This is a genomic window from Vitreoscilla massiliensis, assembly GCF_001457815.1.
In the GTDB taxonomy this organism is placed as follows: domain Bacteria; phylum Pseudomonadota; class Gammaproteobacteria; order Burkholderiales; family Neisseriaceae; genus Vitreoscilla; species Vitreoscilla massiliensis.
In genome coordinates this window covers 1,336,436-1,363,329 of the sequence record NZ_LN898221.1, presented here as the reverse complement: position 1 = coordinate 1,363,329, position 26,894 = coordinate 1,336,436, and the positions used below count along the sequence as shown (strand labels likewise).

Here is a 26,894-nt window from a genome sequence, read left to right as displayed (position 1 = left end):
ATCAAGCCGATAAGCACGATTAAGATAAGGACAAACACATGTTGTACATGATTTTAGCGACTGATGTAGACGATAGCACGGCTTTGCGCCAACAACATCGTCCTGCCCACTTGGCTCGCTTGGAAAAAATGAATGCGGAAGGCCGTTTGGTATTGGCAGGTCCTACCCCATATCCAGAGCAAGAAGGGGTGTCTGGTAGCTTGATCGTGGCTGAATTTGACAGCTTGGACGCGGCCGAAGCTTGGGCTGGCCAAGACCCATTCGCCTTAGAAGGTGTGTATGAAGAAGTGTTGATCAAACCGTTTCGCATCACCTTGCCATTATGAGTTTGGTTGCTGAAATTGAAGCGCGCATGCAAAGTCTGCAACCGAGCGTGTGCGTGTGCGAAGACGAGAGCCACCATCACATCGGCCATGCTGGCAACAAAGGCGGCGGTCATTATGCCTTGTTCATCGTCAGCACTGTGTTTGATGGTGTGAATCGCTTGGCGCGCCAACGCATGGTCAATGCCTTGGTACAAGACTTGTTTCCCGTGCAGATACACGCTTTGAGCATCAAGGCTTTAAGCCCACAAGAATGGTCTGAATCACAACAGAAAGATTTCGCATGAAAACAACTTTAACAGCTGCCATCTTGATGGCGGCTTTTGCCACATCTGCGTACGCTCAAACTTTGGTGACTGTGAATGGCGAAAAAATCGACAGCTCAGCCATCGATACGCAAGTGCAATTGATTACTGAACAAAGCAAAGGCCAAGTGCAAGACAGCCAACAATTGCGCGCTGGTTTGTTAAACCGCATGGTGACGCAAACTTTGGTGAACCAAGAAGCGAAAAAACTGCAATTGGAAAAATCGGCTGCGTATAAAGACGCGTTGGAAAAATCCCGCGCCGCTGCCAAACAACAAGGTGCGGACAAGCAAGCCAATTTCAAACAACAATTTGCCACTTACGAGCGCGATTTGTTGAGTGATACCTATATGTACCACGTGGTCAGCCAAAATCCAGCCACTGAAGCCGATGCGCAAAAATTCTACAATGATTACCAAGCCCGTTACAAAGGTACGGACGAAGTGAAATTGTCAGAAATCTTTGTGGCCAATGAAGCTGATGCCAAAGCAGTGACGGCCGATTTGAAAAAAGGCCAAAGCTTTGCAGATGTGGCCAAAGCCAAAAGCATTGATGGCGCGGCCAAACAAACCGGCGGTGTAAACCCACGTTATATGCCATTGAAAGATTTGCAAGAGTCAGCGCCTTTGGTTTATGGTGCAGTCGCAAAATTGAAAAAAGGCCAGTATTCGCAAGCAGTTTCTGCGCAAAACGTCTGGGCGGTATTCAAAGTGGATGACAAGCGTGCCGTGGATGTGCCTGAATTTGCTAAAATGAAGCCTGCCATCTTGAATCAATTGAACAACGAGCGCATCAACAACGCCATTGGCCAGTTGTATCAAAACGCAGACATTAAACAATAAAGAAGGTTGTAAGATATGAAAAAAGCAAGCATTGCTGCCATGGTGATGGCATGCATGGTGGGTGTGGCAGTTGCTGCTGTGCCTGCAGTAGAAGATGCCCGTGTTGATGCCATGGTCAAACAGTTTGAACAAATGAACCAAGGCCAAGCCATTCCAGCGGCACAATTGGGTCAAATCAAAGAGCAAGCGAAACAAATTTTGCAACGCCAAGAAATTTTGAAACAAGAAGCGTTGAAACAAGGTTTGGACAAAAAACCTGAAGTTCAAGCGATGTTGAAAAACTTGGAATCGCAAGTGTATGCCGAAGCCTATGTGGAACAATTGAAAAACACCATCGTCATCAGTGAAGCCGATTTGCAAGCCAAATACCGCGAAATGACGCGCGAATTGAAATTGCAATTTGCTGAATTCAACAGCAAAGAAGATGCGGTAAAAGCGCAGCAATTGTTGTTAAAAGGCGCGAATTTTGCTGATTTGGCTAAGTCTTTGCCTGAGCAAAAACAAAACTTGGAAGGCAATTGGTGGCCTGCTGCACAAATGGGTTCATTCCCTGCCGAGATTCGTGGCTTGGTGAAAGGTCAAATTACGGCTGAGCCTGTAGCCTTGGAAGGCAAGTTCTACTTGTTCCGTGTGGCTGACGAACGTGCCAGCAAAGAAGCGCCTGCATTTGAACAAATCAAAGACCAATTGGCTGCTGAAGCGAAAAACGCCAAAGTAGAAGAACAATTGAAAGCCTTGTTCAAAGCCAATGGCTTGGAGATTCCTGAAGCGCCAGTGGCGCCAGCTCAATAAGTACTTTGTAGCTTAAAAGCAAGTGAAGCGGCCTGTAAATGTTTACAGGCCGCTTTTGTATGGGTGTTAATGGGTATGGCATATGAATGCTTGGGATGAGTGTGTGGGTAATACATGGGCTATATCAGCGCTGGTATGGTCAATACTGTGTTTTAAACGGAACTACTAGAGCGCTTGCATGGGGTGCAAGCGCTCTAGTGTATGTGGGAGTTGATGAGGTGGCAGGACAGATGCAGTGGCAGTGTTGCTGGGCAGCTGGTGTGCACTGAACAGGGAAATAGCCTGATTGTGCTGGCTAAATGGGTGGTTAAGAGCATATATCCATACCACAGCTTAAGTATCACAATGAGATGTGCACTTACATGTAAAAGCGGCCTGTAATTGTTTTACAGGCCGCTTTTATCATGATGGTTAGCAGCTTAACGTGATAATTCGTCGGTAATGGTTTGCAAGAATTGCAAACGGTGCGGCGCGATATCACCGGTTTCGGCGGCGTTTTTGACGGCGCAATTGGGTTCATTGCGGTGAGTACAATTGTGAAAGCGGCATTGACCGATTAAATGGTGCAAATCGGGGAAGTAATGCAGCAAATCGGCGCGCTCCAAATGGTGCAAGCCAAACGCTTGTAAGCCGGGTGAGTCTATGAGTTGGGTGTCGGCATCGAGTTGATACAGTTGGGCATGGGTGGTGGTGTGTTTGCCCGAATCCAAGGCAGTCGAGATGTCGCCGGTGCGGGCGATGTTTTCGCCCAAGATGGCATTGGTCAACGTGGATTTGCCCATGCCGGATTGGCCTAAGAAGATATTGCTGTGGCCTTGTAAAATCGGATGCAATGCCTCCGCGCCTTCTAAGGCACTGAGGCTGCTAAAGCCATAGCCCAAGTCGGCATAGAATTGGAATACAGGCCGCCATTTGGCCGTGCCGTCCAAATCGGCTTTGTTGAGCACGATGTGGGCTTGGATGTGCGCCGCTTCGGCGGCGAGCAAGGCGCGTTGTACCAAGGTTTCATTCGGTGACGGTTCGGCGGCCACCACGATCAGCAATTGCGTGACATTGGCGGCGATGAGTTTGCTTTTGAACGCGTCTTGGCGATAAAGCAAGCTGCTGCGCTCAAGAAAGTCTTCGATGACCACTTGCTCAGCATTGATGGATTTGATGTGGACGCGGTCGCCACAAGCATAGTCCACGCGCTTGCTGCGGGTGGTGGCTTGAAAGGTTTGTCCTTGTTCGTCGCGCACGATGTAGTGGCGACCGTAACTGGTGATGATTTGTGCTGTTTGCATCAGCGTTTTCCTGCTTGGTTCAAGGCCGCGATGCGTTCGCTGGCATTGGGGTGTGAGTCGTAAAAGCGTGAGTACCAAGCATCTGGGGTGAGGGTACTGGCATTGCTGCGGTAGAGTTTGGTCAAAGCGGTGATTAAATCGTGGGCATCGCTGTTGCGCGCGGCAAAGCGGTCGGCCTCGTATTCATTTTTGCGCGACATGATGCTGGACAAAGGCGAAAACGGGAAGGTGAACACCGGTAACACCAATAAAAACAGCAATAAAGCCATGGCATGGCTGGGGTAGTGCACGCCCAATTGTTGGAAAAAAGCAAAATCAGGCATTTGCAGCAAAGCGCCCAACACATACAACACCAATAAGCCCAGTCCCAAACTGATGGCGATTTGTTTGAACACATGGCCGTGTTTGAAATGGCCCAATTCATGCGCCAGCACAGCTTCGACCTGTCCGTCGTTCAAGTCTTTCAATAAGGTATCAAAAAACACAATGCGTTTTTGCTGTCCCAAACCGGTGAAATAGGCATTGCCATGGCCGGAGCGTTTGGAGCCGTCCATCACAAACAAGCCATTGCTGTGAAAGCCAGTGCGGCTGAGCAAGGCTTCGATGCGGGTTTTCAGGCCGCCTTCGGGCATGGGTTCAAACTTATTGAACAAAGGCGCAATCCATTTGGGAAACGCCCACATCAATAGCAGCGAAAACCCTGCCCACACCAACCACACATATAACCACCATGTGTTGCCCATTGCGCCCATCAAATACACAATCAGATACAGCAAAGGTGCGCCGATGATGGCGGCCAAAAACACGCCTTTGGCTTGGTCGGCGATGAACGTGGCAAGTGTGCTGCGGTTAAAGCCAAAGCGGCTTTCGAGTTTGAAGGTGCGGTAGAGCGAGAACGGCAAACTCAAACAGCCGCTGATGAGGGTGAACAAGCCGATTAACACCACACCTTGCAACACCGGTGTGTTTGGCAGCCATTTGATCGCAATGGCGGCGATGACGTTCAGGCCGCCTGCCAAAGTCCACAGCAACAAGACAGCGGCCTGAAACAGGATTTCATAACGGTGTAAACGTTGTTTGGCTAAAGTGTAGTCGGCGGCTTTTTGGTGCTCAGCCAAACTCACTTGTGACACAAAAGCTTCAGGTACGAAGCTGCGGTGGCTGCGCACCGCCAAACTTTGGCGTATCGACAAATACAATTGAATCAAGACACTGACGACAAAAAACAGTAAAAAATAGCCTGTAAGCATGGGTGGCCACACAAAAATAAGAGTGAGCGCATTATCGCATGATTACTTACGCGCATGCGCATTGCTTGATATGACGGTGTGGCTGCGGCAAAATAGCCCACTTAAATAAGGAAAAAACATGATGGACGCAAGTAATTTGGTGTGGTTGGATTTGGAAATGACCGGTTTGGATGCCGATAAAGAACGGATTATCGAGGCCGCGATGATCGTCACCGACACCAATTTGAACATCTTGGCGCAATCACCAGTATTGGTGGTACACCAAAGCGATGCCTTATTGGCCGCGATGGACGAATGGAATACTGCCACGCACACGCGCACCGGTTTGGTCGAGCGTGTGAAAGCATCGACATTGAGCGAGGCCGATGTTGAGGCGCAATTGCTGGCGTTTATGGCCGAATACGTGCCTGAAAAAGCCTCACCGATGTGTGGCAACTCGGTACACCAAGACCGCCGCTTTATGCAGAAATACATGCCAAAATTGGAAGCCTATTTCCATTACCGCAATTTGGATGTGTCGACCTTAAAAGAATTGGCCAAACGCTGGCACCCAGAAGTGGCCAAAGGCGTGGTCAAAAAAGGCGCGCACCAAGCTTTGGCCGACATTGAAGAAAGCATTGAAGAAATGCGCCATTACCGCGACCATTTTTTGCGCTTAAAGGACTAGCATGCCGGGATTCGACATCACCCAAACCCCCGCATGGGCGCATTTATTGGTGCACCATGAGCACATTGCCGACGCGCACATGCGCCATTGGTTTGAACAAGACCATGGGCGTTTTGCGCGCATGCATGAGCGTTTGGATGGCATGTTGGTCGATTTCAGTAAAAACCGCATCACCGATGAGACCTTGCAATTGTTGACCGAGTTGGCCGATGCAGCCGATTTGGCACAGTGGCGCGAGCGCATGTTTGCGGGCGACAAAATCAACCTCAGCGAACACCGTGCGGTATTGCACACGGCGCTGCGACAGCCACGCGAGGCAGTCATCGAAGTGGATGGTGTCAATGTGGTGGCGCAAGCCTATGCCGCTTTGGATGAGGCTTTGGCCTTTGCCGAACGTGTGCGCAGTGGCGAGCATGTCGGTCACAGTGGTGAACGCATCCGCCATGTGGTGAACATTGGCATTGGTGGTTCGGATTTGGGGCCGAAAATGGTGGTGGAAGCCTTGCAAAGCTATGCCGATGCTGGCGTGCAAGTGCGCTTTGTGTCTAACGTTGATGGTGCGCATCTGGCGCAAACCTTGCAGGATTTGCGTGCCGAAACCACTTTGTTCATCATCGCCAGTAAATCGTTTACCACGCCAGAAACCTTGCTCAATGCCGAAGCGGCCAAGCAGTGGTTATTGGCGCAAACCGGTTGGGATTTAGACGCCATCGCGCCGCATTTTGTCGCCATTTCCACCAATTTACAGGCCACATCTGCGTTTGGCATCGACAATCGCCATGTGTTTAAGATGTTTGACTGGGTCGGTGGCCGTTATTCGGTGTGGTCTACCATCGGTTTGCCGGTGATGTGTGCGATAGGGCGCGCTGGCTTTATGCAGTTTTTGGCGGGCGCTCGTGCCATGGATGAGCATTTTTTGCAGCAACCGTGGCGGCACAATGTACCGGTGTTATTGGCCTTGATCGGGGTGTGGTATAACAATTTCTTTGATGCCCACAGTCATGCGGTGATACCATATGATTACGGCATGCGCGCACTCACCGAATACTTGCAACAGCTTGATATGGAAAGCAATGGCAAGAATGTGACCCAGCAAGACTTGCCAGTGGAATGTGCGACTGGCCCGATTATTTGGGGCAGCCAAGGGGTGAATTGCCAACACGCTTATTTTCAAATGCTGCACCAAGGTTCGCGTTTGATTCCCAGCGATTTTATCGTGCCGATGAACAGCCATTACCCATTGGGCAAGCAACATCAGGTATTGGTGGCGAATGCGTTTGCCCAAACCGAAGCCTTGATGCGCGGCAAAACCTTGTTGGAGGCGGAAACAGAATTGTTACAGGCCGGCAAAGACACGCAATTGGCGGCGCAAAAAGTGTTTGCCGGCAATCAGCCGACCACGTCTGTCTTGGTCGATGCCATCACGCCGCACAGCTTGGGCATGCTCATAGCCATGTACGAACACAAGGTGTTTGTGCAAGGGGTGATTTGGGACATCAATTCATTTGACCAATGGGGTGTGGAATACGGCAAAGTGTTGGCCAAAACCATAGAACCAGAATTAGCAGGACAGGGAGACGCGCAGCACGATGCGTCGACCTTGGCCTTAATCTCATATTTTCGGGAGCATCATGTTTCAACAACAACTGCAGAACTTGGCCACTAATTTGGCCAGTCAAAACCTCAAAGTCACCTGTGCCGAGTCGTGCACCGGTGGCTTGTTGGCGGCCAATCTGACCCGTTTACCAGGCAGCTCGGCTTGGTTTGACATGGGGTTTGTCACTTACAGCAATGAGGCCAAACAACAATTGCTGAATGTGAATCCCACCACTTTGGCGCATTACGGTGCTGTCAGTGAAGAAGTGGTGCGTGAAATGGCGCTGGGTGCGTTGATTTCCAGCAAGGCCGATTACGCCTTAAGCATCAGCGGCATCGCTGGACCAAGCGGCGGTAGCGAAGACAAACCCGTGGGTTTGGTGTGGTTTGGTTTGGCCAGTAAGAAACGCATTTGGGCAGAATCCAAATTGTTTAATGGTGAGCGTGACCAAATCAGAGCACAAGCGGTGCAATATGCCATTCAATTGTTGGCATCGAAATTGGATTAATTCAGCGTTTGTTTTACGCACGACTTGGTTTGTCTGAGTCAGACAAAATAAAAACAGCCTGTTTATGCAGGCTGTTTTTATTTTAAGCAAGCATTATTGCACGAATTTGCTGATGAGCGACATCAACGCCAGTGGTGCCAAGTACATGCCGGCAGCGCCCAGCAATAAGATGGCCCACCATCCAATCACACTTTCTGAGAAATAATCCAATAAGAAATAATACAGCCACAAATACAAAAACAAGATGCCAGCAAAAATGGCATTGGCGACCAAATCCCCACCGGTGAAGATGGCGAAGGCGGCATTGCCCAAGGCCAGAACTGCGGCATACACCCAAGCCGAAGTGTTGTCATTGTGGGTTTGTATCCATGCACACAACAACATGGCTGCGATTAAAATCATGTCAGTCTCCTTCAGCACCACTTGCTAGCAGGTATTACTTATTTGATAAATAGAGTTAAGTGTCTTTAGTGTAAGATATACCAATAGTGCAGATTTTTGAAGCAATAAGCATGCGTGTATTGATTTAGAATAATGAAAAAGCGGCCTGTAATCGTTTACAGGCCGCTTTTTTATCCTAACGGTAGGTGTTTTATAAAACCAATGCTGTTTTGCGACATGCTGCCATGTAATTGACGTCTATGCTGTCGCACAAACTGTAGACATTGCTCAGTGGGTTGTAGGTAAAACCGGTGAAATTGACGATTTCCAGCCCAGCTTGGCGACACATGCGCGCCATTTCGGCAGGGGTGACAAATTTTTTGTAATCGTGGGTGCCGCGTGGTAACAAGCCCATGATGTATTCGGCTGCCAAGATGGTTTGGGCATAGGCTTTCGGGTTGCGATTGATGGTAGAGAAAAACACCCAGCCATCGTCTTTGGCCAATTGCGCACACGAGCGGATGACGCTGGCAGGGTCGGGCACGTGTTCCATCATTTCCATGCAGGTGACCACATCGTATTGTCCGGCTTGTTCTGCCGCCAAGTCTTCGACGCTGACACAGCGGTAAGACACGTTTTGTAATTCGGTTTCCAGAGCGTGCAACTGCGCGATTTTCAGCGATTTTTCCGCCAAATCTACACCTAAAGTAGTAGCGCCACTTTTGGTCAAGGCTTCGGTCAAAATGCCGCCACCGCAACCGACATCGACCACTTGTTTGCCATTCAATTGGGCATAACCATCAATGTATTGCAAACGCAAAGGGTTGATTTTGTGCAGTGGTTTGAATTCGCTTTCTTCATCCCACCATTTGTGCGCCAATTGGCTGAATTTATCGATTTCACTGGGGTCGACATTGACGTGCGTACTGTGCTCAGACATGGTGGTTATCCTTAAACTTTATCGCAGCCATTATAAGGCATGCACCATCATTTGTGGGCTTGCTACAGACCATGCCGTTGCTTTCAGGTAAAATAAACCCATGTCTACTACCCGTATCGCCCTGATTTTGCACTATGACGGCAGCGCTTTTAATGGCTGGCAAGTGCAACCCGCTGGTGTTCCCACCGTACAAACCGTTTTAGAACACGCCTTGGCCAAAATCGCCCTGCATCCGGTCGCCACCATTGTTGCCGGTCGCACCGATACCGGCGTGCACGCCACGGCGCAAGTGGTGCATTTTGACACCACTGCCACACGGCCTTTGTCGGCGTGGGTGCGTGGCATCAATGCCCATTTGCCCAGCAGTGTGGCCGTACAGGCCGCTTATGAGGTGTCACCCGAATTCAGTGCCCGTTTTGATGCCTATCGCCGCTCTTACCGTTATGTGTTGTGCAATGAAGCGGTGCGTCCAGTCATCTTGGCCGGTAAAGTCGGTTGGGCATTTCGCGATTTGAGTGTTGCTGCAATGCAGCAAGCGGCGGTATGCTTGGTGGGGGAACATGATTTTTCCAGCTTTCGGGCATCTGAGTGTCAGGCCAAATCACCGATTAAAACCATGTACAGCGTCAACATTCACAGCCATGACAGCATGGTGTGTTTTGATTTTCAGGCCAATGCGTTTTTGCACCACATGGTGCGCAATTTGGTCGGCGCTTTGGTGTATGTTGGTTATGGCAAGCTCAGTGTGGCGGATTTCGCCGCCTTATTGGCGGCCAAAGACCGCACTTTGGCGCCGCCGACCTTCATGCCCGATGGTTTGTATTTAACCGGTGTCGATTATCCCGAGCATTTTGGTGTGCCTCGTGCCACCATACCGGCTTGGTTGTGGGGACAAACAACATGACGCGAGTCAAAATTTGCGGTATTACCCGTGAGGAAGATGCCAAACAAGCGGTGGCTTTGGGCGCTGATGCTTTAGGCTTGGTGTTTTATGCCCAAAGCCCACGTTTTGTCAGTATCGAGCAAGCGGCGGCGATTGCCGCGCACATTCCGGCGTTTACCAGCATTGTCGGTTTGTTCGTCAATGCCAGTGCCGCAGAAGTCGAACAAGTGTTGGCGCAAGTGCCGCTAGACATCTTGCAGTTTCATGGCGATGAAAGCGCTGACTATTGCCGCCAATTCAAGCGCCCGTACATCAAAGCCGTGCGCGTCAACAGCGCTGCCGACATCGTACAGGCCGCATTGGATTACCCCGATGCTCGTGCCTTATTGTTTGATGCGCATGTCGCTGGCAGCTATGGCGGTACGGGCGAAACATTTGATTGGCGAATGTTGCCCAGTGATTTAAAACAGGCTTGGGTCTTGTCGGGTGGCTTACACCCCGCTAATATCGCTGACGCGGTGACACAAACCCGAGCACTGGCGGTGGATGTTTCCAGTGGGGTAGAAGCCGCAAAAGGCATTAAAGACGCAGCAAAAATGCGTGAATTCATACAAGGAGCAAAACGTGCAGGAACAGAATTTACCCAATGAACGCGGTTGGTTTGGCGAATATGGTGGCGTGTTTGCCGCGGAAACCCTTATTCCTGCACTGCAAGAATTAAAACAGGCTTACGCAGCAGCCCAAGCCGACCCTGAATTTCAAAAAGAGCTGGATTACTATCTGAGTCACTATGTTGGCCGTCCCAGCCCTTGCTATTACGCCAAACGCTTGAGCGAACATGTGGGCGGCGCCCAAATTTATTTGAAACGCGAAGACTTGAACCATACTGGTGCACACAAGGTCAACAATGCCTTGGGTCAGGCCTTATTGGCCAAGCGCATGGGCAAAAAACGCGTGATTGCCGAAACCGGTGCCGGTCAACACGGCGTGGCCAGTGCCACTGTGGCAGCGCTGTTTGGCATGGAATGCGTGGTTTACATGGGCAGCGAAGACATCAAGCGCCAAATGCCAAATGTGTTTCGGATGAAATTATTGGGCGCAACCGTGGTACCAGTAGATAGCGGTTCCAAAACCTTGAAAGACGCGTTGAACGAAGCCATGCGCGATTGGGTGTCGAATGTGGATACCACGTTTTACATTTTGGGTACGGCCGCTGGCCCGCATCCATATCCGCAAATCGTGCGCGATTTCCAATGCGTGATTGGTGAAGAAGCCAAGGTGCAAATGCCAGCATTAATTGGTCGACAACCCGATGTGGCCGTGGCCTGTGTCGGCGGTGGTTCCAATGCCATCGGTTTATTCCATCCGTATTTGTCTGAGCCACAAGTGAAATTGGTGGGCATAGAACCGGCTGGTCGCGGTTTGGCCACAGGTGAACATGCGGCGCCTTTGAACGCGGGCACACCGGGCGTATTGCATGGCTTCCGCAGCTATTTGATGCAAGACGAAAACGGCCAAGTATTGGCCACACATTCGATTTCCGCGGGTTTGGATTACCCTGGTGTGGGCCCTGAGCACAGTTATTTAAAAGACAGCGGTCAAGTCACTTACGATGTGGTCGACGACGACGAAGCGATGGCGGCATTTGATTTGTTGTGCAGCAAAGAGGGCATCATCCCTGCTTTGGAAAGCAGCCATGCCGTGGCTTGGGCAGTACGCGAAGCGCCAAAAATGAGCAAAGACCAAGTCATCTTGGTGAATCTGTCTGGTCGTGGTGACAAAGACATCAATACGGTTGCGACTTTGCGCAACATTGTGATCGATTAAGCGGCCTGTAAAGAGAGACGACATGAGCAGAATCAGTGCAGTATTTGCTGCCTTAAATCAAAAAAAAGCCTTGATACCTTACATCACAGCGGGCGATCCAGACTTGGGTACGACTTTGCAATTGATGCACACCTTGGTGGACAACGGTGCCGACATCATTGAATTGGGCGTGCCATTTTCCGATCCATCGGCCGATGGTGTGGTCATTCAACGTGCGGCTACCCGTGCGGTGGAGCGCGGCATTTCCTTGCGCAATGTGTTGCAAGTGGTGAGTGAATTCAGACAGACCAATACCACCACACCGGTGATGTTAATGGGCTATTTGAATCCCATACACCGCATGGGTTATGCCGAATTTGCGCAAGCGGCTGCGGCTGCGGGCGTGGATGGCGTGTTAACCGTCGATTGCCCGATTGAAGAAATTTCAGCGTTAAATCAACACTTAAAACCCGCTGGCATCGACTGTATTTTCTTGATTTCGCCGGTAACGCCGCCAGAACGCATACAAGCAATTGCTCAGGAGGCCAGTGGTTTTGTATACTACGTCTCTTTGAACGGGGTGACCGGTGCCGCCAACTTGGATGTGGCCGCGGTAGCGAAGCAAGTTGCCCTCATCAAACAATATGTGCCATTGCCAGTCGGTGTGGGCTTTGGTATCCGTGATGCCGACAGTGCCCGCGCCGTTGCTGCCGTGGCCGATGCAGTGATTGTGGGTAGCCGTTTGGTCCAAGCGATTGAAGACCATCCCAAACAAGAGACGACTGCAGTAGCAGCAATTGTTAAAGAATTGAACCAAGCTGTGCAAACAGCGGTATAAGGGGACTGACGTGAGTTGGTTAGACAAAATTTTACCACCCAAAATCAAAAGCAAAGACAACAGCAACCGTTCGTCTGTGCCTGAAGGTTTGTGGGTGAAATGTCCATCGTGTGCAGCGGTATTGTATGCCACTGATTTGCAACAAAACATGCAAGTGTGCCCAAAATGTGGCCACCACCATGCCATCAGTGCGCGCGAACGCTTGAACATCATGTTGGACGCAGACGGCCGCCAAGAAATCGGCGCCAGCGTCAAACCTGTCGACATCTTGAAGTTTAAAGACAGTAAAAAGTATCCAGACAAATTGACTGCGGCGCGCAAAGCTACTGGCGAAGACGATGCCATGGTGGTGATGAGTGGCAAAATGGGCGGTTTGCCGGTGGTGATTGCCGCGTTTGAATTCAAATTCATCGGTGGCTCTATGGGCTCGGTGGTGGGCGAGCGCTTTGTGCGCGGCGTGCGCGAAGCCGTGCGCTTGAATTGTGCCTTTATTTGTGTGGCTGCTTCCGGTGGCGCGCGCATGCAAGAAGGCTTGAATTCTTTGATGCAAATGACCAAAACCTCAGCGGCTTTGCATTTGCTCGCGGATAAAAAATTGCCATACATCTCGGTTTTAACCGACCCTACCATGGGCGGTGTGTCGGCCAGTTTCGCCTTCTTGGGCGATGTGGTGTTGGCCGAGCCGAATGCCTTGATTGGTTTTGCAGGTCCGCGCGTGATTGAACAAACTGTGCGCGAAACCTTGCCAGAAGGCTTCCAACGTGCCGAATTTCTGCTGGAAAAAGGCGCCATCGACCAAATCGTTGACCGTCGTGAGATGAAGCAAGGTTTGGTAGACTTATTGACCTTATTGAATCGCAGCGATGCGATAAAAGTGGCGTAAGCGATTTTATTAAGTCAGCAAACCATCCCAAGCGGCCTGTAAATGTTTACAGGCCGCTTTTTTGTACTCAGTCAATCAAGGGTATGGCCTACAGTGTGGTTGATGAGAGGCAGGACACTCTTACAGATGACTGTGCTGTGGCAGCAGTGGGCAGCTATTCAAATGAACAGTCGCAATGCCGACTATGGTGGTAACGTCTCACGGTTAGAGGCGAGATTGGGTGACTGAAATGCTCATCGGTATCCACAGCAAAATACACATGTATGGCATTTTGAAACGCTTCATCACAGGAAGTTTGAAAAAATATGCAGCCAGTTAACGGCATTTTTTCAGCTCCAAAAGGCGGCCTGTAAGCCATTTGTAAAAAATTTTTCAGCCAGTGTGCGGGTTTGAGTTCCACCATAAAGTGTAAATTTACATGGTTTGGGGCAGAAAAAGCGCAGTCAATAGCTCAAATACAGCGGTAATTGTGGCAATGCGTCAATTTATTAATATCTGAGTTTGAAATTGTGCGGCCTGTAAAAAATATCAGTCACTATGGGTTTTGAGCATTGATTTCAATTGAACTGAATATTTTGATTCATTTTGAGTATAAATATTTATTTTAATATGACTGAGCTTTTAATTTAAAAAAACAATGAAATTATTCTCACACACTCTCCTCTGTTTGCATCTGGTCTAACCACTAACAATTCCAAAAGTGGATTTTCGCAACTTAAAAAACATTAACGAAAATTGGAATTGTTTTGGGTGCGGCGGCTTGCCAGCCCAATAAGACACGCACAGAAAAATTCAAAATATGTCTTTGATTGGAGACCAGATGAGTAAATCATATCAGTGCTTGGCTGTGGTGGTGATGGCCACGGCATTAGTCGGATGTAATAAAGGCAAAACCGAAGCAGGTGCTCCCAAGCGGCCTGAATGCATCGCCCCAGCCAAACCGGGCGGTGGTTTTGATTTGACGTGTAAATTGGCACAACAAGCATTGAAAGACATCAATAAATTTGGTGAACCGATGCGTGTGACTTACATGCCTGGTGGTGTGGGTGCGGTGGCGTATAACAAAATTGTGGCCAACGATCCTGCCAATAACGATGCCATCGTGGCATTTTCAACTGGCTCTTTGTTGAATTTGGCGCAAGGCAAATTCGGTCAATACTCTGAAAAAGACGTGCGCTGGCTGGCCGGTGTCGGCACCGACTATGGCATGGTGGCCGTCAATGCCGATTCTCCATTCAAAACCCTCGAAGACTTGGTCAAAGCGCTGAAAACCGATCCGGCCAAGGTAAGTTTTGGTGCCGGTGGCAGTGTCGGTGGCCAAGACTGGATGCAAACGGCAATGTTGGCCAAAGCCGCCGGCATAGACCCGAAAAACATGACGTATGTGGCCTTAGAAGGCGGCGGTGAGGCGGTGACTTCGGTGATGGGCAATCACATTCAAGTCGTGAGTGCCGGTATTGCCGAAATGGGCCCCTATGTGGAATCGAAGAAAGTGCGTGTGTTGGCGGTATTCTCGCCTGAGCGCTTGCCGGGCAAGTTTGCCGATGTGCCTACGGCGAAAGAGCAAGGTTATGACATTGAATGGCCGGTGATACGTGGCTATTACATGGGACCTAAAGTCAGCGATGAATCTTACAACTGGTGGAAAAAATCTTTTGAAACCATGATGAAAGATCCCAAATTTGAACAATTGCGTGGCCAACGGGATTTGTTGCCTTTCTCTTTAACCGGAGAAGAGCTGACCCAATACGTGACCAAGCAAACCAAGCAAATGCGGACTTTGTCTAAAGAGTTCAATTTACAAAGCAAATAATTCCCCCCTGATTTAAGTGGTTTGCCGCTGGCGGTGAGCCACTTTTTTGTGAAGGACATCCCCATGGTATTGCGTATCTTCAGTGCAATCTTGGCACTGGCGGCATTGGGACTGTTGGTATTGGCTTGGGGCTATACCGCGCCCATCGCCTATGATCCGATAGGCCCGCGTCCATATCCGATTTTGATTTTGTCTTTGTTTGCATTGTGCTGCATTTACTTGGTGTTCAGGCCGGCCAAATTGGCTGATAAGGACGATTTGGGCCTCAGCCCTGAGTTGGGTAAAAAAATCGCCATTTGTATGGCGACCATGATGGCGTATGCAGTGTTGTTTGAAATGATCGGTTTTCCTGTTTCAACGGCCTTAATGGCCATTGTGGTGGGGCGTTTGTTTGGTGGGTCGTACACGAAATGCATCATTGCCGGTGTGGTGATGGGTGTGGCTTCGTATGTGTTGTTCGACCGTTTCTTAGACGTTCCGTTGCCGATGGGCTTATAGGCGCATTACATTTGAATAAGGAAAACCGTTATGGATGTATTTAACTATTTAATGCACGGTTTTCAGGTGGCGATGTTGCCTGAGAATCTGTTGATTGCCTTGATTGGTGCGTTTATCGGCACCATAGTCGGCATGTTGCCCGGTTTGGGGCCCATCAATGGCGTGGCGATTTTATTGCCATTTGCCTATGCCATGGGTTTGGCGCCAGAAAGTGCGCTGATATTGTTGGCGGCGGTGTATTTGGGTTGTGAATACGGCGGGCGCATTTCGGCGATTTTGATTAACGTACCGGGAGATGCGGCGGCCATCATGTCCACCCTCGATGGCTATCCGTTGGCCAAGCAGGGCAAGGCAGGCATCGCTTTGTCGATATCGGCATGGAGCTCTTTCGTGGGCAGCATGATTGCCACAGTGGGCGTGGTGTTGTTTGCGCCGATGTTGGCGAAATGGGCGATTGCGTTTGGCCCAGCTGAGTATTTTGTGCTGATGGTGTTTGCCCTGACCTGTTTGAGCGGTTTGGTCAGCGATCAACCTGTGAAAACCGGTGTGTCAGCGTTGATGGGTTTGGGTTTGGCGATGGTCGGTGTGGATGCGGTGACTGGGGTGTACCGTTTTACCTTTGATTCGGTCAATCTCAGTGACGGCATTCAATTCACCACCATTGTAATCGGTTTTTTCAGCATCAGTGAAATCCTCATCATGTTGGAACACACCCATGCCGGTCAGCAAGTGATGTCACAAGGCAAACGCACTTTGTTCAATTTCAAAGAAATGATGTTCACCATGGTCAGCACCATCCGTGCCTCCGTGATGGGTTTCATCATCGGCGTGTTACCGGGGGCGGGCGCAACCATTGCCAGTGCCTTGACGTACACCACCGAGCGCAAACTGGCGGGTAAAGACGGCAAGTTTGGCGAAGGCGATTTGCGCGGTATTGCTGCGCCTGAAGCGGCCAACAATGCCTCTGCTTGTGGCTCGTTCATTCCGATGTTGACGCTGGGTGTGCCGGGTTCGGGCACCACCGCGGTGATGATGGGCGCCTTGACTTTGTACAACATCACCCCAGGGCCACAATTGTTCACTGAGCAGCCTGACATTGTGTGGGGTTTGATTGCTTCTTTGTTCATCGGTAATGTGATTTTGTTAATCTTGAACATTCCATTGGTGGGCTTGTTTGCCAAAATGCTCAATACCCCCAATTACATCTTGATACCGGCCATAGCTACCGTCAGTTTTGTCGGCGTGTACGCCATTCACAGCAATACTTTTGACTTGGTATTGATGGTGGCTTTGGGCATCTTGGGTTATTGCATGCGCAAACTGAATTTCCCGCTGTCGGCCTTGATTTTGGGCTATGTGTTGGGAGAAATGATGGAGTCGAATTTGCGCCGCGCGCTGTCGATTTCGCATGGTGACATCAACATCTTGTTCCAAGGACCCATCGTATTGACTTTGTGGGCTTTGGCGGCCTTGATGATCGTGTTGCCGATATACCGCACCTTGCGCAACAAACGCAAAACCCAAGTAATGGAATAAATCGTAGCTGCTTCTAGTCTGTTGTTCTTGTCACAGCCAGATAAGCGAGCTTACTGGCTGTTTTTTTGAATTCGCTCACAGAAGGCACATCATGCAGTTCAAATCTTTGGCCAGCAGCGTCATCATTGCCATGCTTGGCGCGCAACTGGCCTTGCTGTTGCACCTGCCTTTGCCATGGTTGATGGGGCCGTTGTTATTGACTGCCGTGTGTCGTTATAGCGGCCTGTATCTGTATTGTCCCGTTTGGTGTCGCAAAGCTGGGCAATGGTGCATAGGCTGCAGTTTGGGTTTGTATTTTATGCCGGCCATTGTCACGGTATTGCAAGACACGGTGTGGTTAATCGTGGCGGCGATTGCGTTTGCCTTATGGCAAGATTGGTTTGGTTCGCGCATGTTGGTGCGTTTTGGCGGTGTGGGTTTTAAGACCGCATGGTTTTCTTCTTCGGTAGGCGGTGCCAGTGAAATGTCGACCTTGGCCGAACGCTATGGTGCCGAAGTGGACAAGGTCGCATCGGCGCACAGTTTGCGCGTGTTGATGGTGGTGGTGAGCATCCCATTTGCGTTTCAATACTTGGGCATACACGGCAGTGATGCCAGTCAATTCACCAAAAATACCGTGTTTGATGCTTGGGGCTTGCTGGCTTTGGTGGCGCTGACCGTCAGCAGCGCCTTGTGGTTTCAATGGCGAAATTGGATTAACCCTTGGGTATTGGGGCCATTGTTGGCGGCAGCGCTTCTGACCTTGAATGGCATCCACTTATCGGCCATCCCGCCTGAAATTCAAAACCTCAGCCAGATGTTCATAGGCTGGTCTTTGGGCTGTAAATTCGGCCCCGATTTTTTCAAACGCGCGCCGCAATTTTTGGCAGTGGTGGGGGTGTGCAATGCCATCGCCTTGACGGCGTCTGTGCTGGTGGCGTATGCGCTCAGTTGGGTATTGCCAGTGTCGGTGCCCACCTTAATTCTCAGCTTGGCGCCGGGTGGTATCACCGAAATGACGATTACCGCCAAAGTGTTGCAACTGGGCGTGCCGATTGTGACCACCGTTCAAGTAGCGCGCATGGTGTGCGTGCTGTTGGTCACCGGGCCGTTGTTTCATTGGCAAGCCAGCGGTACACAGCAATCAAAATGAAAAAACACATTAAAACAGCGGCCTGTAAGCATTTACAGGCCGCATTTCCATTACACTGCCGTGTATCAGATGATATGGAGGGGATGGTCTATGCAAAAAGGCAAACAAACAGCGATGTGGTTGATGGTTTGGGCTGCGCTTGCGGCCTGTTCTGCCGACAGTGTGGCTCGTACTGAGCGTCCTGCCAGCAATGTGGTGGCAGTGGAAACCCAAGCGCCGTTCACGGTGCGAACAGTGATGGCGTTCAAGCGGCCGTGGGCTTTGGCGGCTTTGCCCGATGGGCGCTTATTGGTGACTGAAAAAGCAGGACAGCTGTGGTTGGTGCAGCCGCAAAGCGGGCAAAAAACCGCCATCAGCGGCGTACCGGCAGTGGTAGATGCGGGCCAAGGCGGTTTGGGCGATGTCGCTTTGCATCCGGATTTTGCCAACAATCATTTCATTTATTTGAGTTATGCCGAAGCGGGTGACGCACATGAGCAAGGTGCGGCGGTGGCGCGGGCACGATTGGATGTGGATGGACAAGGCGCGCGTTTAAGCGGCCTGCAAGTGTTGTGGCGACAAGTGCCGAAGGTAACGGGTGACGGCCATTACGGCCACAGATTGCTGTTTGGCCGCGATGGCAAGCTGTGGATTTCGTCGAGCGAGCGGCAAAAATTCACGCCGGCACAAGACATGAGCAGCAATTTGGGCAAAATCGTGCGTTTGAACGACGATGGCAGCGTGCCTAATGACAATCCGTTTGTCAGCCAAGGCGGGGTGGCGGCGCAAGTGTGGTCGCTAGGCCACCGCAATGTGTTGGGCATGGGCTGGGACAGCGACGGCCGTTTGTGGGCGCACGAAATGGGGCCCAAAGGCGGGGATGAATTGAATCTGATACAAAAAGGCGGCAATTATGGCTATCCCATCGTTTCCAATGGCGACCATTACAGCGGCCGTGTCATTCCCGATCACGACACCCGTCCTGAATTCATCGCGCCGAAAATCACGTGGACGCCGGTGATATCGCCTTCGAGTATGTTGATGTACAGTGGACAACAATTTCCGGCTTGGCAAGGGCAAATGCTTATCAGCGGCCTGTCGTCACAAGCCTTAATCCGCGTGGCTTTGGATGGTGAGCACGCGCAAGAAGTGGGGCGTTACGATATGGGCGAGCGCATGCGCGCATTGTCGCAAGGGGCAAACGGTGAAATCTGGCTGCTGGAAGACGGCAGCAATGGACGCTTATTGCAATTGCTGCCGCGCTGAGTATGGTGGCGCTGGAAAGGAGGGTGTATGCGCATGCAATGGATGGTGGTGTCACTGTGTCTGCTCAGCCCCAGTGCTTGGGCGCTGATGAGCAAACACTGCAAAGAGCCGGTGTACAAGAACGAATATGTGCGCTATGTGTGTTGGTATTCAAACACCAGCATGCCGGCTGCGTATGAATACCATTTAAAAGAGATGAAAAAGAAATTGCCCGCATCGGTGCAGCCATATGTGTTGGCAGAGTTGCCGCAGTATAAGAATAAATACATCGATATCTCGCCTACGGAAACGCTGGTATACGATCATGACTTGAGCCAATACCGTGAAGAGTATCGAGTTTTATGGAAAAAACAGGGCAAAGTGGTTTACCGCATGGAAATCGGCGTGACCAGCCCTGGTTTTTTCGATCGTTACCACGGTGCTGCCATCGCTGAGTATGTGTATTACTGAGCGTGGCAGCACTGTTGCAAGGGAAGGTCAGTGTGGGCAAAACCTTAAGCTGATGTGAAACCAGCAATTGATGCGGCCTGTAACGGTTTACAGGCCGCTTGTTGATAGTCATGTAGTATTGAGGTGTTGCAGGCACGCAGTTTCAGGCCTTGCGCAGGCTCACGCTGACATAGCGCACGCTGCGCTGTCGGTATAAATGGCGACACAGCCAGCCAGTGGCATGGATTTTGAAGCCATCGAAACCCAATGGTGTACAGGGCAAGGACTGTGCATAGCGGCCGAAACCGGCCAAGACTTGGTGGCTGAGGTCGGTGATGCACACATCTTGCCAATGCGCTGTAGGCGTTTGCAAGGCGGCCTGTAATTGCGCTTGATTGAGCAAAGTCTGCACACCGACCAGTTGCAACAATCGCCGTGTCCACGCTTGTTGTGCACGAGGACGCTGGGCAAAATCGTTTGCCAACAGCAAAAAATGAAAGCCTAAGCGGCCGTTGTTGTGTAATAAAGCATGCGCTTGCGTCAGCCATGCTGATAACTCCCACTGATACGCCGCATCAATGGCGATAAGGGCATCAAAGCGCCGCCCCTGCACCAGCGCCTCACTGTCTTGTATGCGCCCATGCAGGCACTGAAAGCGCGCATCGTCTTGCCATGCCGCCACACACGCCGTTTGCTGTTCCAAACCCACAATCTCGCGCAGCCCCCATTCATGCCACAGATTCAAGGAAGCACCATAACCACAGGCCACATCCAAAACCGCATCCGCGGCCTGTAAGCCTATTTGTTCGGCCAATTGCAGCGCCAAAGCTTTGGCTGCCGTTGGGTAATCGCTGTGACCCTCTTGCCAATAGCCTAAATTGCTCCAAGCTTGTGCGCGCGCATCGCCCAACAGGGCGCTGTTAATGCGGTCGCGGCGGTTGCTCATGGTGACACCGTCACCACTTGGGCGCTGCCTAGGCGCAAATCGAGGTTTGCACCCAAATGTGCACACACGCTCAAGGTCGAAGTCACTGCCGACTCCAATACCGGCAAGCCGTCACAACTCCACGAGCCGCACAGCCACAAGCGTCTTGTGTTACTGGAAGCGGCCTGTAAGTCTTGCAAAGCTTGGACACTGCGCAATGAATCGACGGTGCAGACAGAGCGGTTCAAGCGCGTGTGTTGCACGATGGCGGAGTCTTGCAGCGGCGTTAAGCTGTTCCACGTTTGGAATACGGGTGTGGCATCATTGTCCAAACTCGCTTCAATAGGATTGAGCCACACGCTGAAACTGTGGTTTTGAAAATCGCGGCTCATGCTGTAGTGCAGCGGCGACCAATCGCGGCGATGTTGGGGCATGGCGCTGGTGTCGGTGTGGCTGACCAAGTCGCCGCTGCTGTACGGCAATTGCAGCATTAGGCGTTTTTCGGTGGCGTATTGGGCGTTGTCCAGAAAGCCGCACGCTTGCGTTGGGGTGGCAACGATGACGTGGTCAAAACAATGGCTGTGCTCGCTGGCATCGCGCAGCCACACTTGCTGCGCTTGTTGGTATACCGCGGTGACGGCATGGTGGCTGTATAGCAGCGTGTCTTGTTGCAAGGCACTGGCCAAGGCTTGCGTGCCGCCGTGCAGACGGTACAGGCCGGCATCTTGCAATAACAAATCGACAAAACACAGCAAGGGGCGGGCAGGCCATTGCAGCAAGGTGGCGACATCGCAAGTGCAGACGGTGAGCAATACCGGTACCACACAGCCTTGCCACAATAAGGATGGCATCGGGTGGCGCTGTAGCCAAGCGTGCAAACTGATGTCTTTATCCAGCTCATGCACTCGCGTCAGCGCTTGCTTGAGTTGGTATATCCCCCAAGCCAATTGCGGCACCGCGGCCATGTGGCGCCAATTACCGAGCAGCGGAAAATTCACGCGCGGATGGCGACGGCTGCTGAACCAAGTGGCACCGATGTGGCCGTGTTGGGTCCAGCTGCACGCCATGTCGGTGCGCACGCGGTACAGGTTTAAGCCCACGTGCGCGGCCAAGGCCAAGGTGTGCGACCACAATTGTGGGTTCATCACCCGCAGTGGCGCGTCTATCATGCCGCCGCCAAAAGCGGTGCTGTGGGCGGCCAAGCCGTTTTTGGCTTGGCTTTCAAATATGCTGACGCGGTGGCCGTGTTGGCCTAAGACATAGGCGGCGGTCAGGCCGGCCATGCCGCTGCCGATGATGGCGATGTTCAGTGGGGCTGTGTTCATGGCGACAACATAAACCGATGCGCTGCGCTTGTAAACGGGTGTTGTAAATATGTTGTTTGTATGAAAGCAAGCTTACAGGCCGCTCGAAGTAGGCCTGTTTCTGCTATGCTCAAGTTGGCAGGAGCAAGCAACAATACCAATAAGGAGAAATAATGAAAAAAACGCAATTGGCGGCATGGGTCGCTTTGTTGGGCTTCAGCGCTGCGGCGCATGCAGGACCGTTTTCCAATACCTATTTCTTGGGCGACAGCTTGACCGACAGCGGTCAATTCATGGGCCAACGCTTTACCACCAATCCGGGTGCAGTGTGGTCGCAACAATTGGCTGACAAACTGGGCACGTCTGCCGACCCGAGTAGCAAACAAGGGACGAATTATGCCGTAGGCGGTGCGCGCGTCGGTGTGGACAGCAGCACCACCGTTGGTGGCGTCACTGTGCCGATTCCGTCTTTGCGCACACAATTGCAGCAATTGCGTGCGGTAGAAGGCAATCGCTTGGACAGCGATGCTTTGTACACGGTGTGGGGCGGCGCCAATGATTTGTTCGCCATTACCGCTGGTGCGCCGGCACAGGCCACGATTACTTCAGCGATTATTGAACACGTCACTGTGGTCAGCGCCTTATCGCAAGCCGGCGCGCGCTACATCTTGGTGCCCAACATTCCCGATTTGGGCATGACGCCAGCGTTTGCAGGCAATGCCGCTGCGGGCACGCAATTGGGCACGGCTTACAATCAGGCTTTGTACGGTCAATTGGCCAATACCAAAGCCAATGTGATTCCGTTGGATGTGGCTGGTTTGCTGCATGAAGCGGCGGCCAATCCCGCCAGCTTTGGTTTGAAAAACGTCACCACGCCGGCGTGTGGTGCGGTGTCGTCTTTGCAATGCGGCCCTGCCAATTTGCTCGAGCCCAATGCCGATAAGACGTATTTGTTTGCCGATGGCGTGCATCCAACCACGGCTGGGCACACGGTCTTGGCCGATTATGCTGCGGCGGTCTTGACCGCGCCGCAACAAGTGGTGGTGTTGGCACCGGCGGCCAATCAAGCCGGTGTGGCACAAATGCAAAGAATCGATCGCCGCTTGCACAATGTGGCTGAGGTACAAGACAGCGGTGTGGCGGTGTGGGGACAAGGCGCGGCGGTGTTGGGCAGTGGCGATGCTTTGGGCACGGAATTGGATGGCACCGGCAGCGCATGGATGTTGGGCGTGGACAAGCGCATTGGTGCTTGGACGGCCGGTGCGTTTTTGGCTTATGACAACTTAGATGGCAAGTTGGCGGCAGGCAGTGGCTATGAACAGCAACGCTTGGCAGGCGGCCTGTACGGGCGTTGGCAGCAGCAAAACCTGTGGCTGAACGGCCAAGTGTATTATGCCAATTTGGATGTCGACAGCCACCGCCGTGTGCAATTGGGTGTGGCCGAACGCGTGCACAACAGCAGCGCCGATGGTGACCAATACGGCGGCAAAATCAGTGCCGGTTTGAATTGGCAACAAGGCCGCGTCACCCATGGACCGATGATTGGGGTGAGTGCGCAAAAAGCGACGGTGAAATCGCTCAAAGAAGATGGCAAACTCTCTACCGCCATGAGTTTTGACGAGCAAGAGCACATTTCCATCCAATCGAGTTTGGGCTACCAAGCACAAGTGGCGCTGAACGATGCTTGGCACGTGTATGGCTCGGCGCAGTGGCAACATGAGTTCAAAGACGTTGACGATGTGGTCGGTGCGCGTTTGAACAGCGTCGACAAAATGCATTTTGTGTTGCCCGTGAAAACCGGCGATGCCAAAAACAGCGGCGTGTTGGAGCTGGGTGTGAATGGCAATGTCACGCCGCAGTGGCAAGTGGGCGCGGGTGTGTTGGCGCAAGTGGGCGATGCGCCGAATGCGCAAACCTCGCTGTATTTGAATACTTCTTATCGCTTTTAAGTAAAGCATTAGTTACAGGCCGCTTGCAGCGGCCTGTAAACATTGTCTAAATCCAATTTCCCCCGATACAATGCCAAATCTGTTACCACCTAGGCTTATTGTGATTCCATTTCGTTATGCCTACATAGAATTGGTGCGCCGCTTGGAGGAGCAACACCATGTGTTTGCCAGCGACCCTGCGCGCATCAATACCGAGTTAAAACACAGCGCTGCTGATTTTGACAGCAAGCTGTGGCTGCGGGCGCAGCGCATAGACAGCGACCAGCATGTGCACACGCTGTTGCAAAACTATGTCAGTCGGGCGCTGTTACTCAAGCAAGTGTTGTGGGTGCTGTGGTTGGTGGTGGGCATTTTCACCGCCGTCGGTTTGATGCAAACGCCGGCGCTGAATTTCTTTTATGTGTTGGTCAGTGTGTTGGGCGTGAATGCCTTGGTGTTCTTGTGGTGGCTCGTGTATTTGTTGAAGCCGCAAGTGCGCTTGCCAACGTGGTTACAGGCCGGTTTGGGTTGGGGCGTGCAGCGCAAGCCCGAACAACAAGCCTTATTGGCCTTGTTGCGTGAACACTTGGCACAGCCGTCCATGAAGTGGTTGGTCGGTGCCATCAGCCACAGCATGTGGTTGGCGAGTTTGGGCGGCTTGTTATTGGGCGTGGTGATGATGTTGTTGGTGCGCCAATACACGTTCAGCTGGCAATCGACGCTGCTAGACCAAGGCAGTTTGAACACCGTGGTGGCGGCACTGGCATGGCTGCCACATGTATTGGGTCTGAACGTGCCCGATGCGCACACCGTTGCCGCCAGTCAAAGCGTTGGCGATGTGGCATTTTCACGCCAGTGGGCGAATTTGCTGTGGTCGTCTTTATTGGTGTATGGCATTGTGCCGCGTTTGTTGGCGTGGCTGTTGTGCCGCTGGCGCGTGCGGGCTTACAGGCCGCAGTTGCCGCTGGAGCTGCCGTATTACCAGCGCTTGCGCCGCTTGTGGCAAACCCAAATTGTCGACAGTGGCAGCGATTACCGCGCCGACGCCAAGCGCGAACGCAGCCATGCTCCGTTAGCGACAGCAAGCATTGTGTTCGCCGCGTGGGAAAGCCTGCCTGACAGCGCGAGTTTGCTGCAAATGCGGCCTGTAAATGCGCAAGACTTGGGCATCATCGACAGCCGCAGTGAGCAAGAAGCCTTGTTGCAACACTTACAGGCCGCTCCTGTGCGCTTGCATTTGGCGGTGCGCGTGAACAGTTTGCCCGAACGCGGCAGCATGCGCCGCTTCGATGCTTATGCCGATGCGGCCAAAGGCGGTTTGTTGGTGTGTTTGTGGGGCGAAAACGAAGACGGCGAACGCTTGCGCTTGTGGCAGCAAGCCTTGAATGAACAGGCGATAGAATGGCAATGGAATGGTGCAAGTGATGAAGAATGAGGCCTTGAACATCGCGGTGGTGGGGCACACCAATACTGGCAAAACCTCGCTGCTGCGCACTTTGCTGCGTGACGAGGGTTTTGGCGAAGTCAAAAACGCGCCGGCGACCACGCGTCATGTCGAAGCGGCGGAAATCAGCAGCCGCGAGCAGGTGTTGTTGCGTTTGTTTGACACCCCCGGTTTGGAAGATGCAGGAGGCGTATTGGACTGGTTAGAACAACACACGTCCAGCCGCCACGATGGCATAGAGCGCATCCAGCAATTGTTACAGGCCGATGTGGCACAAGATGTGTTTAGCCAAGAGGCCAAGGTATTGCGGCAAGTGTTGGGCAGCGATGTCAGCCTGTATGTCATCGATGCGCGCGAGCCGGTGTTGGCCAAATACAAAGACGAATTGACGGTGTTGTCGTGGTGCGCCAAGCCGGTGATGCCGGTGTTTAATTTCAGCGTCCAAGGCGATGCGGCAGCGTGGCATGAGATGCTGGCGCGGCGCGGTTTGCATGTGCACAGCCAGTTTGACACGGTGGCGTTTGATTTTGATGGCGAGATGCGTTTGTGGCGGCAATTGGATACCTTGCTCAATCGCAAAGCGGTGTTGGAACAGCTGCAAACCGTGCGCACCTTGGAATGGCAAGGTTTGCAAGACGCGGCGTGGCGTTTGATGGCGCATTTCTTGCTGGAAGTGGCGGCCTTGGTGGAAACCGTTAAAGACGAAGACCCGGTTGAGCCGGTATTGGCACAAATGCAAAACAAGGTGCGTCAGCGCGAGCGCCATTTTCAACAAGATGTGTTGCAAGCGTTTCGTTTTTACCAACAAGCGGATTTACCGGCCGATTGGATGCCCAAGGCGTTTAGCCAAGACCCGTTTGACCCCGAATTGCTCAAGCAATTTGGCTTGCGCACCAGTACCGGTGCGGCGGTGGGCGCGTTAATCGGTTTGGGCGTGGATGCGGCCACCGCTGGTTTGTCCGGTGGCATGGGTGCGGCCATAGGCGGCGTCATCGGTGGGGTGTTGTCGAACATGGGCAGTTTGTCGGACCGGCTCAGTGGTGTCAAAACCATACACATAGACCCCGCCACCATTACCTTGCTGGCGACGCGTGCGCAAGGCTTGATTTTGGCCTTAATGCAACGCGGCCATGCGGCGCAGCAAGCCTTGGATTTACAGGCCGCTGCGGTGATTTGGCCGAACAGCAATTTGCCCAGCCCTTTGCGCCGTGCCCGCAGCCATGCCGAATGGTCGGCCTTAAATGGCGTGAAAGAAAGCAAAGCCGCCGCCAATCGGCATGAGGCGGCGCAAGAATTACAGCAGCTGTTAAGCAAATCTTTGTCGTCAAATCGACAGCATTAA

General features: G+C 52.0%; 27 protein-coding genes. 21 read left to right on the top strand and 6 right to left on the bottom strand.

Annotated features, from left to right (window positions below):
• Positions 1-38: 38 nt before the first annotated feature.
• Genes BN3003_RS17970 through BN3003_RS17955 form a run of 4 tightly spaced genes read left to right on the top strand, consistent with a single transcriptional unit; the run spans position 39 to position 2,262 of the window.
• The gene (locus BN3003_RS17970) at positions 39-326 is read left to right on the top strand and encodes a YciI family protein (RefSeq protein WP_058357986.1); all 288 of its coding nucleotides are present in this window, start codon (positions 39-41) and stop codon (positions 324-326) included.
• Positions 323-610 carry a BolA family protein gene (locus tag BN3003_RS17965; protein WP_058357985.1) on the top strand — a complete coding sequence of 96 codons (288 nt, stop codon included), beginning with the start codon at positions 323-325 and terminating at the stop codon, positions 608-610. Before BN3003_RS17970 ends, BN3003_RS17965 begins: the two co-directional genes overlap by 4 nt.
• Positions 607-1,470, top strand: coding sequence for a peptidyl-prolyl cis-trans isomerase (locus tag BN3003_RS17960; RefSeq protein WP_058357984.1), 864 nt, complete (start codon positions 607-609; stop codon positions 1,468-1,470). The genes BN3003_RS17965 and BN3003_RS17960 overlap by 4 nt, the downstream gene beginning before the upstream one ends.
• A 15-nt stretch (positions 1,471-1,485) precedes the next feature.
• Entirely contained in the window at positions 1,486-2,262 is a 777-nt protein-coding gene (locus BN3003_RS17955) for a peptidylprolyl isomerase (RefSeq protein ID WP_058357983.1), read from the top strand.
• 419 nt (positions 2,263-2,681) lie between these two features.
• On the opposite strand, the gene rsgA is transcribed toward BN3003_RS17955, so the two are convergent.
• Both rsgA and BN3003_RS17945 read right to left on the bottom strand, forming a co-directional pair.
• Positions 2,682-3,545 (bottom strand): ribosome small subunit-dependent GTPase A, encoded by an 864-nt coding sequence (rsgA, locus tag BN3003_RS17950; protein ID WP_058357982.1) that lies wholly within the window; start codon positions 3,543-3,545, stop codon positions 2,682-2,684.
• Positions 3,545-4,795, bottom strand: coding sequence for a M48 family metallopeptidase (locus BN3003_RS17945; protein ID WP_058357981.1), 1,251 nt, complete (start codon positions 4,793-4,795; stop codon positions 3,545-3,547). The genes rsgA and BN3003_RS17945 overlap by 1 nt, the downstream gene beginning before the upstream one ends.
• A 118-nt stretch (positions 4,796-4,913) precedes the next feature.
• Between BN3003_RS17945 and orn the strand changes: the two genes are divergently transcribed.
• Genes orn through pncC form a run of 3 tightly spaced genes read left to right on the top strand, consistent with a single transcriptional unit; the run spans position 4,914 to position 7,567 of the window.
• Positions 4,914-5,462: an oligoribonuclease gene (gene orn, locus BN3003_RS17940; protein WP_058357980.1), complete on the top strand. Its 549-nt coding sequence runs from the start codon at positions 4,914-4,916 to the stop codon at positions 5,460-5,462.
• A 1-nt stretch (position 5,463) separates the two neighbouring features.
• On the top strand, positions 5,464-7,128 hold the full coding sequence (gene pgi / locus BN3003_RS17935) for a glucose-6-phosphate isomerase (protein WP_058357979.1): 1,665 nt from the start codon (positions 5,464-5,466) through the stop codon (positions 7,126-7,128).
• Positions 7,094-7,567 (top strand): nicotinamide-nucleotide amidase, encoded by a 474-nt coding sequence (gene pncC / locus BN3003_RS17930; protein ID WP_058357978.1) that lies wholly within the window; start codon positions 7,094-7,096, stop codon positions 7,565-7,567. Before pgi ends, pncC begins: the two co-directional genes overlap by 35 nt.
• Before the next feature lie 93 nt (positions 7,568-7,660).
• Here the strand turns inward: pncC and BN3003_RS17925 are convergent, their stop codons facing one another.
• Positions 7,661-7,969, bottom strand: coding sequence for a hypothetical protein (locus BN3003_RS17925; protein ID WP_058357977.1), 309 nt, complete (start codon positions 7,967-7,969; stop codon positions 7,661-7,663).
• A 190-nt stretch (positions 7,970-8,159) separates the two neighbouring features.
• Complete coding sequence (ubiG, locus tag BN3003_RS17920) at positions 8,160-8,888, bottom strand: bifunctional 2-polyprenyl-6-hydroxyphenol methylase/3-demethylubiquinol 3-O-methyltransferase UbiG (RefSeq protein WP_058357976.1); 729 nt, start codon at positions 8,886-8,888, stop codon at positions 8,160-8,162.
• Between the two features lie 100 nt (positions 8,889-8,988).
• Here ubiG and truA point away from each other — a divergent pair, with 100 nt between their 5' ends.
• From truA to BN3003_RS17860, 11 genes are all read left to right on the top strand, one after another.
• Complete coding sequence (gene truA / locus BN3003_RS17915) at positions 8,989-9,792, top strand: tRNA pseudouridine(38-40) synthase TruA (RefSeq protein WP_058357975.1); 804 nt, start codon at positions 8,989-8,991, stop codon at positions 9,790-9,792.
• Positions 9,789-10,421: a phosphoribosylanthranilate isomerase gene (locus BN3003_RS17910; RefSeq protein WP_058357974.1), complete on the top strand. Its 633-nt coding sequence runs from the start codon at positions 9,789-9,791 to the stop codon at positions 10,419-10,421. The genes truA and BN3003_RS17910 overlap by 4 nt, the downstream gene beginning before the upstream one ends.
• Positions 10,396-11,598: a tryptophan synthase subunit beta gene (gene trpB, locus BN3003_RS17905; protein WP_058357973.1), complete on the top strand. Its 1,203-nt coding sequence runs from the start codon at positions 10,396-10,398 to the stop codon at positions 11,596-11,598. Before BN3003_RS17910 ends, trpB begins: the two co-directional genes overlap by 26 nt.
• A 22-nt stretch (positions 11,599-11,620) precedes the next feature.
• Positions 11,621-12,415, top strand: coding sequence for a tryptophan synthase subunit alpha (gene trpA / locus BN3003_RS17900; RefSeq protein ID WP_058357972.1), 795 nt, complete (start codon positions 11,621-11,623; stop codon positions 12,413-12,415).
• Positions 12,416-12,425: 10 nt separating this feature from the next.
• Positions 12,426-13,298 (top strand): acetyl-CoA carboxylase, carboxyltransferase subunit beta, encoded by an 873-nt coding sequence (accD, locus tag BN3003_RS17895; RefSeq protein WP_058357971.1) that lies wholly within the window; start codon positions 12,426-12,428, stop codon positions 13,296-13,298.
• A gap of 820 nt (positions 13,299-14,118) precedes the next feature.
• A complete protein-coding gene (locus BN3003_RS17885; RefSeq protein ID WP_058357969.1) occupies positions 14,119-15,111 on the top strand; it encodes a Bug family tripartite tricarboxylate transporter substrate binding protein in 993 nt (330 codons plus the stop codon).
• A 63-nt stretch (positions 15,112-15,174) separates the two neighbouring features.
• The gene (locus BN3003_RS17880) at positions 15,175-15,609 is read left to right on the top strand and encodes a tripartite tricarboxylate transporter TctB family protein (protein ID WP_058357968.1); all 435 of its coding nucleotides are present in this window, start codon (positions 15,175-15,177) and stop codon (positions 15,607-15,609) included.
• A 30-nt stretch (positions 15,610-15,639) separates the two neighbouring features.
• Entirely contained in the window at positions 15,640-17,145 is a 1,506-nt protein-coding gene (locus BN3003_RS17875) for a tripartite tricarboxylate transporter permease (protein WP_058357967.1), read from the top strand.
• A 91-nt stretch (positions 17,146-17,236) separates the two neighbouring features.
• Positions 17,237-18,277, top strand: a complete 1,041-nt coding sequence (locus BN3003_RS17870; protein WP_058357966.1) for an AbrB family transcriptional regulator — start codon at positions 17,237-17,239, stop codon at positions 18,275-18,277.
• Positions 18,278-18,367: 90 nt separating this feature from the next.
• A complete protein-coding gene (locus BN3003_RS17865) occupies positions 18,368-19,522 on the top strand; it encodes a PQQ-dependent sugar dehydrogenase (protein WP_058357965.1) in 1,155 nt (384 codons plus the stop codon).
• A gap of 27 nt (positions 19,523-19,549) precedes the next feature.
• Positions 19,550-19,972: a hypothetical protein gene (locus BN3003_RS17860; RefSeq protein ID WP_058357964.1), complete on the top strand. Its 423-nt coding sequence runs from the start codon at positions 19,550-19,552 to the stop codon at positions 19,970-19,972.
• 142 nt (positions 19,973-20,114) lie between these two features.
• Here BN3003_RS17860 and BN3003_RS17855 read toward each other — a convergent pair whose 3' ends face one another.
• Complete coding sequence (locus BN3003_RS17855; RefSeq protein ID WP_058357963.1) at positions 20,115-20,897, bottom strand: SAM-dependent methyltransferase; 783 nt, start codon at positions 20,895-20,897, stop codon at positions 20,115-20,117.
• Positions 20,894-22,201 carry an FAD-dependent oxidoreductase gene (locus BN3003_RS17850; protein WP_058357962.1) on the bottom strand — a complete coding sequence of 436 codons (1,308 nt, stop codon included), beginning with the start codon at positions 22,199-22,201 and terminating at the stop codon, positions 20,894-20,896. The genes BN3003_RS17855 and BN3003_RS17850 overlap by 4 nt, the downstream gene beginning before the upstream one ends.
• Positions 22,202-22,353: 152 nt before the next feature.
• On the opposite strand from BN3003_RS17850, the gene BN3003_RS17845 reads away from it, so the two are divergent.
• The 3 genes from BN3003_RS17845 to BN3003_RS17835 all read left to right on the top strand — a co-directional run bounded on the left by BN3003_RS17845 (position 22,354) and on the right by BN3003_RS17835 (position 26,894).
• Positions 22,354-24,129 carry an autotransporter domain-containing protein gene (locus BN3003_RS17845; RefSeq protein WP_058357961.1) on the top strand — a complete coding sequence of 592 codons (1,776 nt, stop codon included), beginning with the start codon at positions 22,354-22,356 and terminating at the stop codon, positions 24,127-24,129.
• 100 nt (positions 24,130-24,229) lie between these two features.
• Complete coding sequence (locus BN3003_RS17840; RefSeq protein WP_058357960.1) at positions 24,230-25,543, top strand: DUF2868 domain-containing protein; 1,314 nt, start codon at positions 24,230-24,232, stop codon at positions 25,541-25,543.
• Positions 25,533-26,894 carry a GTPase/DUF3482 domain-containing protein gene (locus BN3003_RS17835; RefSeq protein ID WP_058358110.1) on the top strand — a complete coding sequence of 454 codons (1,362 nt, stop codon included), beginning with the start codon at positions 25,533-25,535 and terminating at the stop codon, positions 26,892-26,894. The genes BN3003_RS17840 and BN3003_RS17835 overlap by 11 nt, the downstream gene beginning before the upstream one ends.

Bases quoted from the DNA above. Each gene is read 5' to 3' on its own strand.
- BN3003_RS17970 (WP_058357986.1), top strand. From the start codon at position 39: ATGTTGTACATGATTTTAGCGACTGATGTAGACGATAGCACGGCTTTG.
- BN3003_RS17965 (WP_058357985.1), top strand. From the start codon at position 323: ATGAGTTTGGTTGCTGAAATTGAAGCGCGCATGCAAAGTCTGCAACCG.
- BN3003_RS17960 (WP_058357984.1), top strand. From the start codon at position 607: ATGAAAACAACTTTAACAGCTGCCATCTTGATGGCGGCTTTTGCCACA.
- BN3003_RS17955 (WP_058357983.1), top strand. From the start codon at position 1,486: ATGAAAAAAGCAAGCATTGCTGCCATGGTGATGGCATGCATGGTGGGT.
- rsgA (WP_058357982.1), bottom strand. From the start codon at position 3,545: ATGCAAACAGCACAAATCATCACCAGTTACGGTCGCCACTACATCGTG.
- BN3003_RS17945 (WP_058357981.1), bottom strand. From the start codon at position 4,795: ATGCTTACAGGCTATTTTTTACTGTTTTTTGTCGTCAGTGTCTTGATT.
- orn (WP_058357980.1), top strand. From the start codon at position 4,914: ATGATGGACGCAAGTAATTTGGTGTGGTTGGATTTGGAAATGACCGGT.
- pgi (WP_058357979.1), top strand. From the start codon at position 5,464: ATGCCGGGATTCGACATCACCCAAACCCCCGCATGGGCGCATTTATTG.
- pncC (WP_058357978.1), top strand. From the start codon at position 7,094: ATGTTTCAACAACAACTGCAGAACTTGGCCACTAATTTGGCCAGTCAA.
- BN3003_RS17925 (WP_058357977.1), bottom strand. From the start codon at position 7,969: ATGATTTTAATCGCAGCCATGTTGTTGTGTGCATGGATACAAACCCAC.
- ubiG (WP_058357976.1), bottom strand. From the start codon at position 8,888: ATGTCTGAGCACAGTACGCACGTCAATGTCGACCCCAGTGAAATCGAT.
- truA (WP_058357975.1), top strand. From the start codon at position 8,989: ATGTCTACTACCCGTATCGCCCTGATTTTGCACTATGACGGCAGCGCT.
- BN3003_RS17910 (WP_058357974.1), top strand. From the start codon at position 9,789: ATGACGCGAGTCAAAATTTGCGGTATTACCCGTGAGGAAGATGCCAAA.
- trpA (WP_058357972.1), top strand. From the start codon at position 11,621: ATGAGCAGAATCAGTGCAGTATTTGCTGCCTTAAATCAAAAAAAAGCC.
- BN3003_RS17885 (WP_058357969.1), top strand. From the start codon at position 14,119: ATGAGTAAATCATATCAGTGCTTGGCTGTGGTGGTGATGGCCACGGCA.
- BN3003_RS17880 (WP_058357968.1), top strand. From the start codon at position 15,175: ATGGTATTGCGTATCTTCAGTGCAATCTTGGCACTGGCGGCATTGGGA.
- BN3003_RS17875 (WP_058357967.1), top strand. From the start codon at position 15,640: ATGGATGTATTTAACTATTTAATGCACGGTTTTCAGGTGGCGATGTTG.
- BN3003_RS17870 (WP_058357966.1), top strand. From the start codon at position 17,237: ATGCAGTTCAAATCTTTGGCCAGCAGCGTCATCATTGCCATGCTTGGC.
- BN3003_RS17865 (WP_058357965.1), top strand. From the start codon at position 18,368: ATGCAAAAAGGCAAACAAACAGCGATGTGGTTGATGGTTTGGGCTGCG.
- BN3003_RS17860 (WP_058357964.1), top strand. From the start codon at position 19,550: ATGCGCATGCAATGGATGGTGGTGTCACTGTGTCTGCTCAGCCCCAGT.
- BN3003_RS17855 (WP_058357963.1), bottom strand. From the start codon at position 20,897: ATGAGCAACCGCCGCGACCGCATTAACAGCGCCCTGTTGGGCGATGCG.
- BN3003_RS17850 (WP_058357962.1), bottom strand. From the start codon at position 22,201: ATGAACACAGCCCCACTGAACATCGCCATCATCGGCAGCGGCATGGCC.
- BN3003_RS17845 (WP_058357961.1), top strand. From the start codon at position 22,354: ATGAAAAAAACGCAATTGGCGGCATGGGTCGCTTTGTTGGGCTTCAGC.
- BN3003_RS17835 (WP_058358110.1), top strand. From the start codon at position 25,533: ATGAAGAATGAGGCCTTGAACATCGCGGTGGTGGGGCACACCAATACT.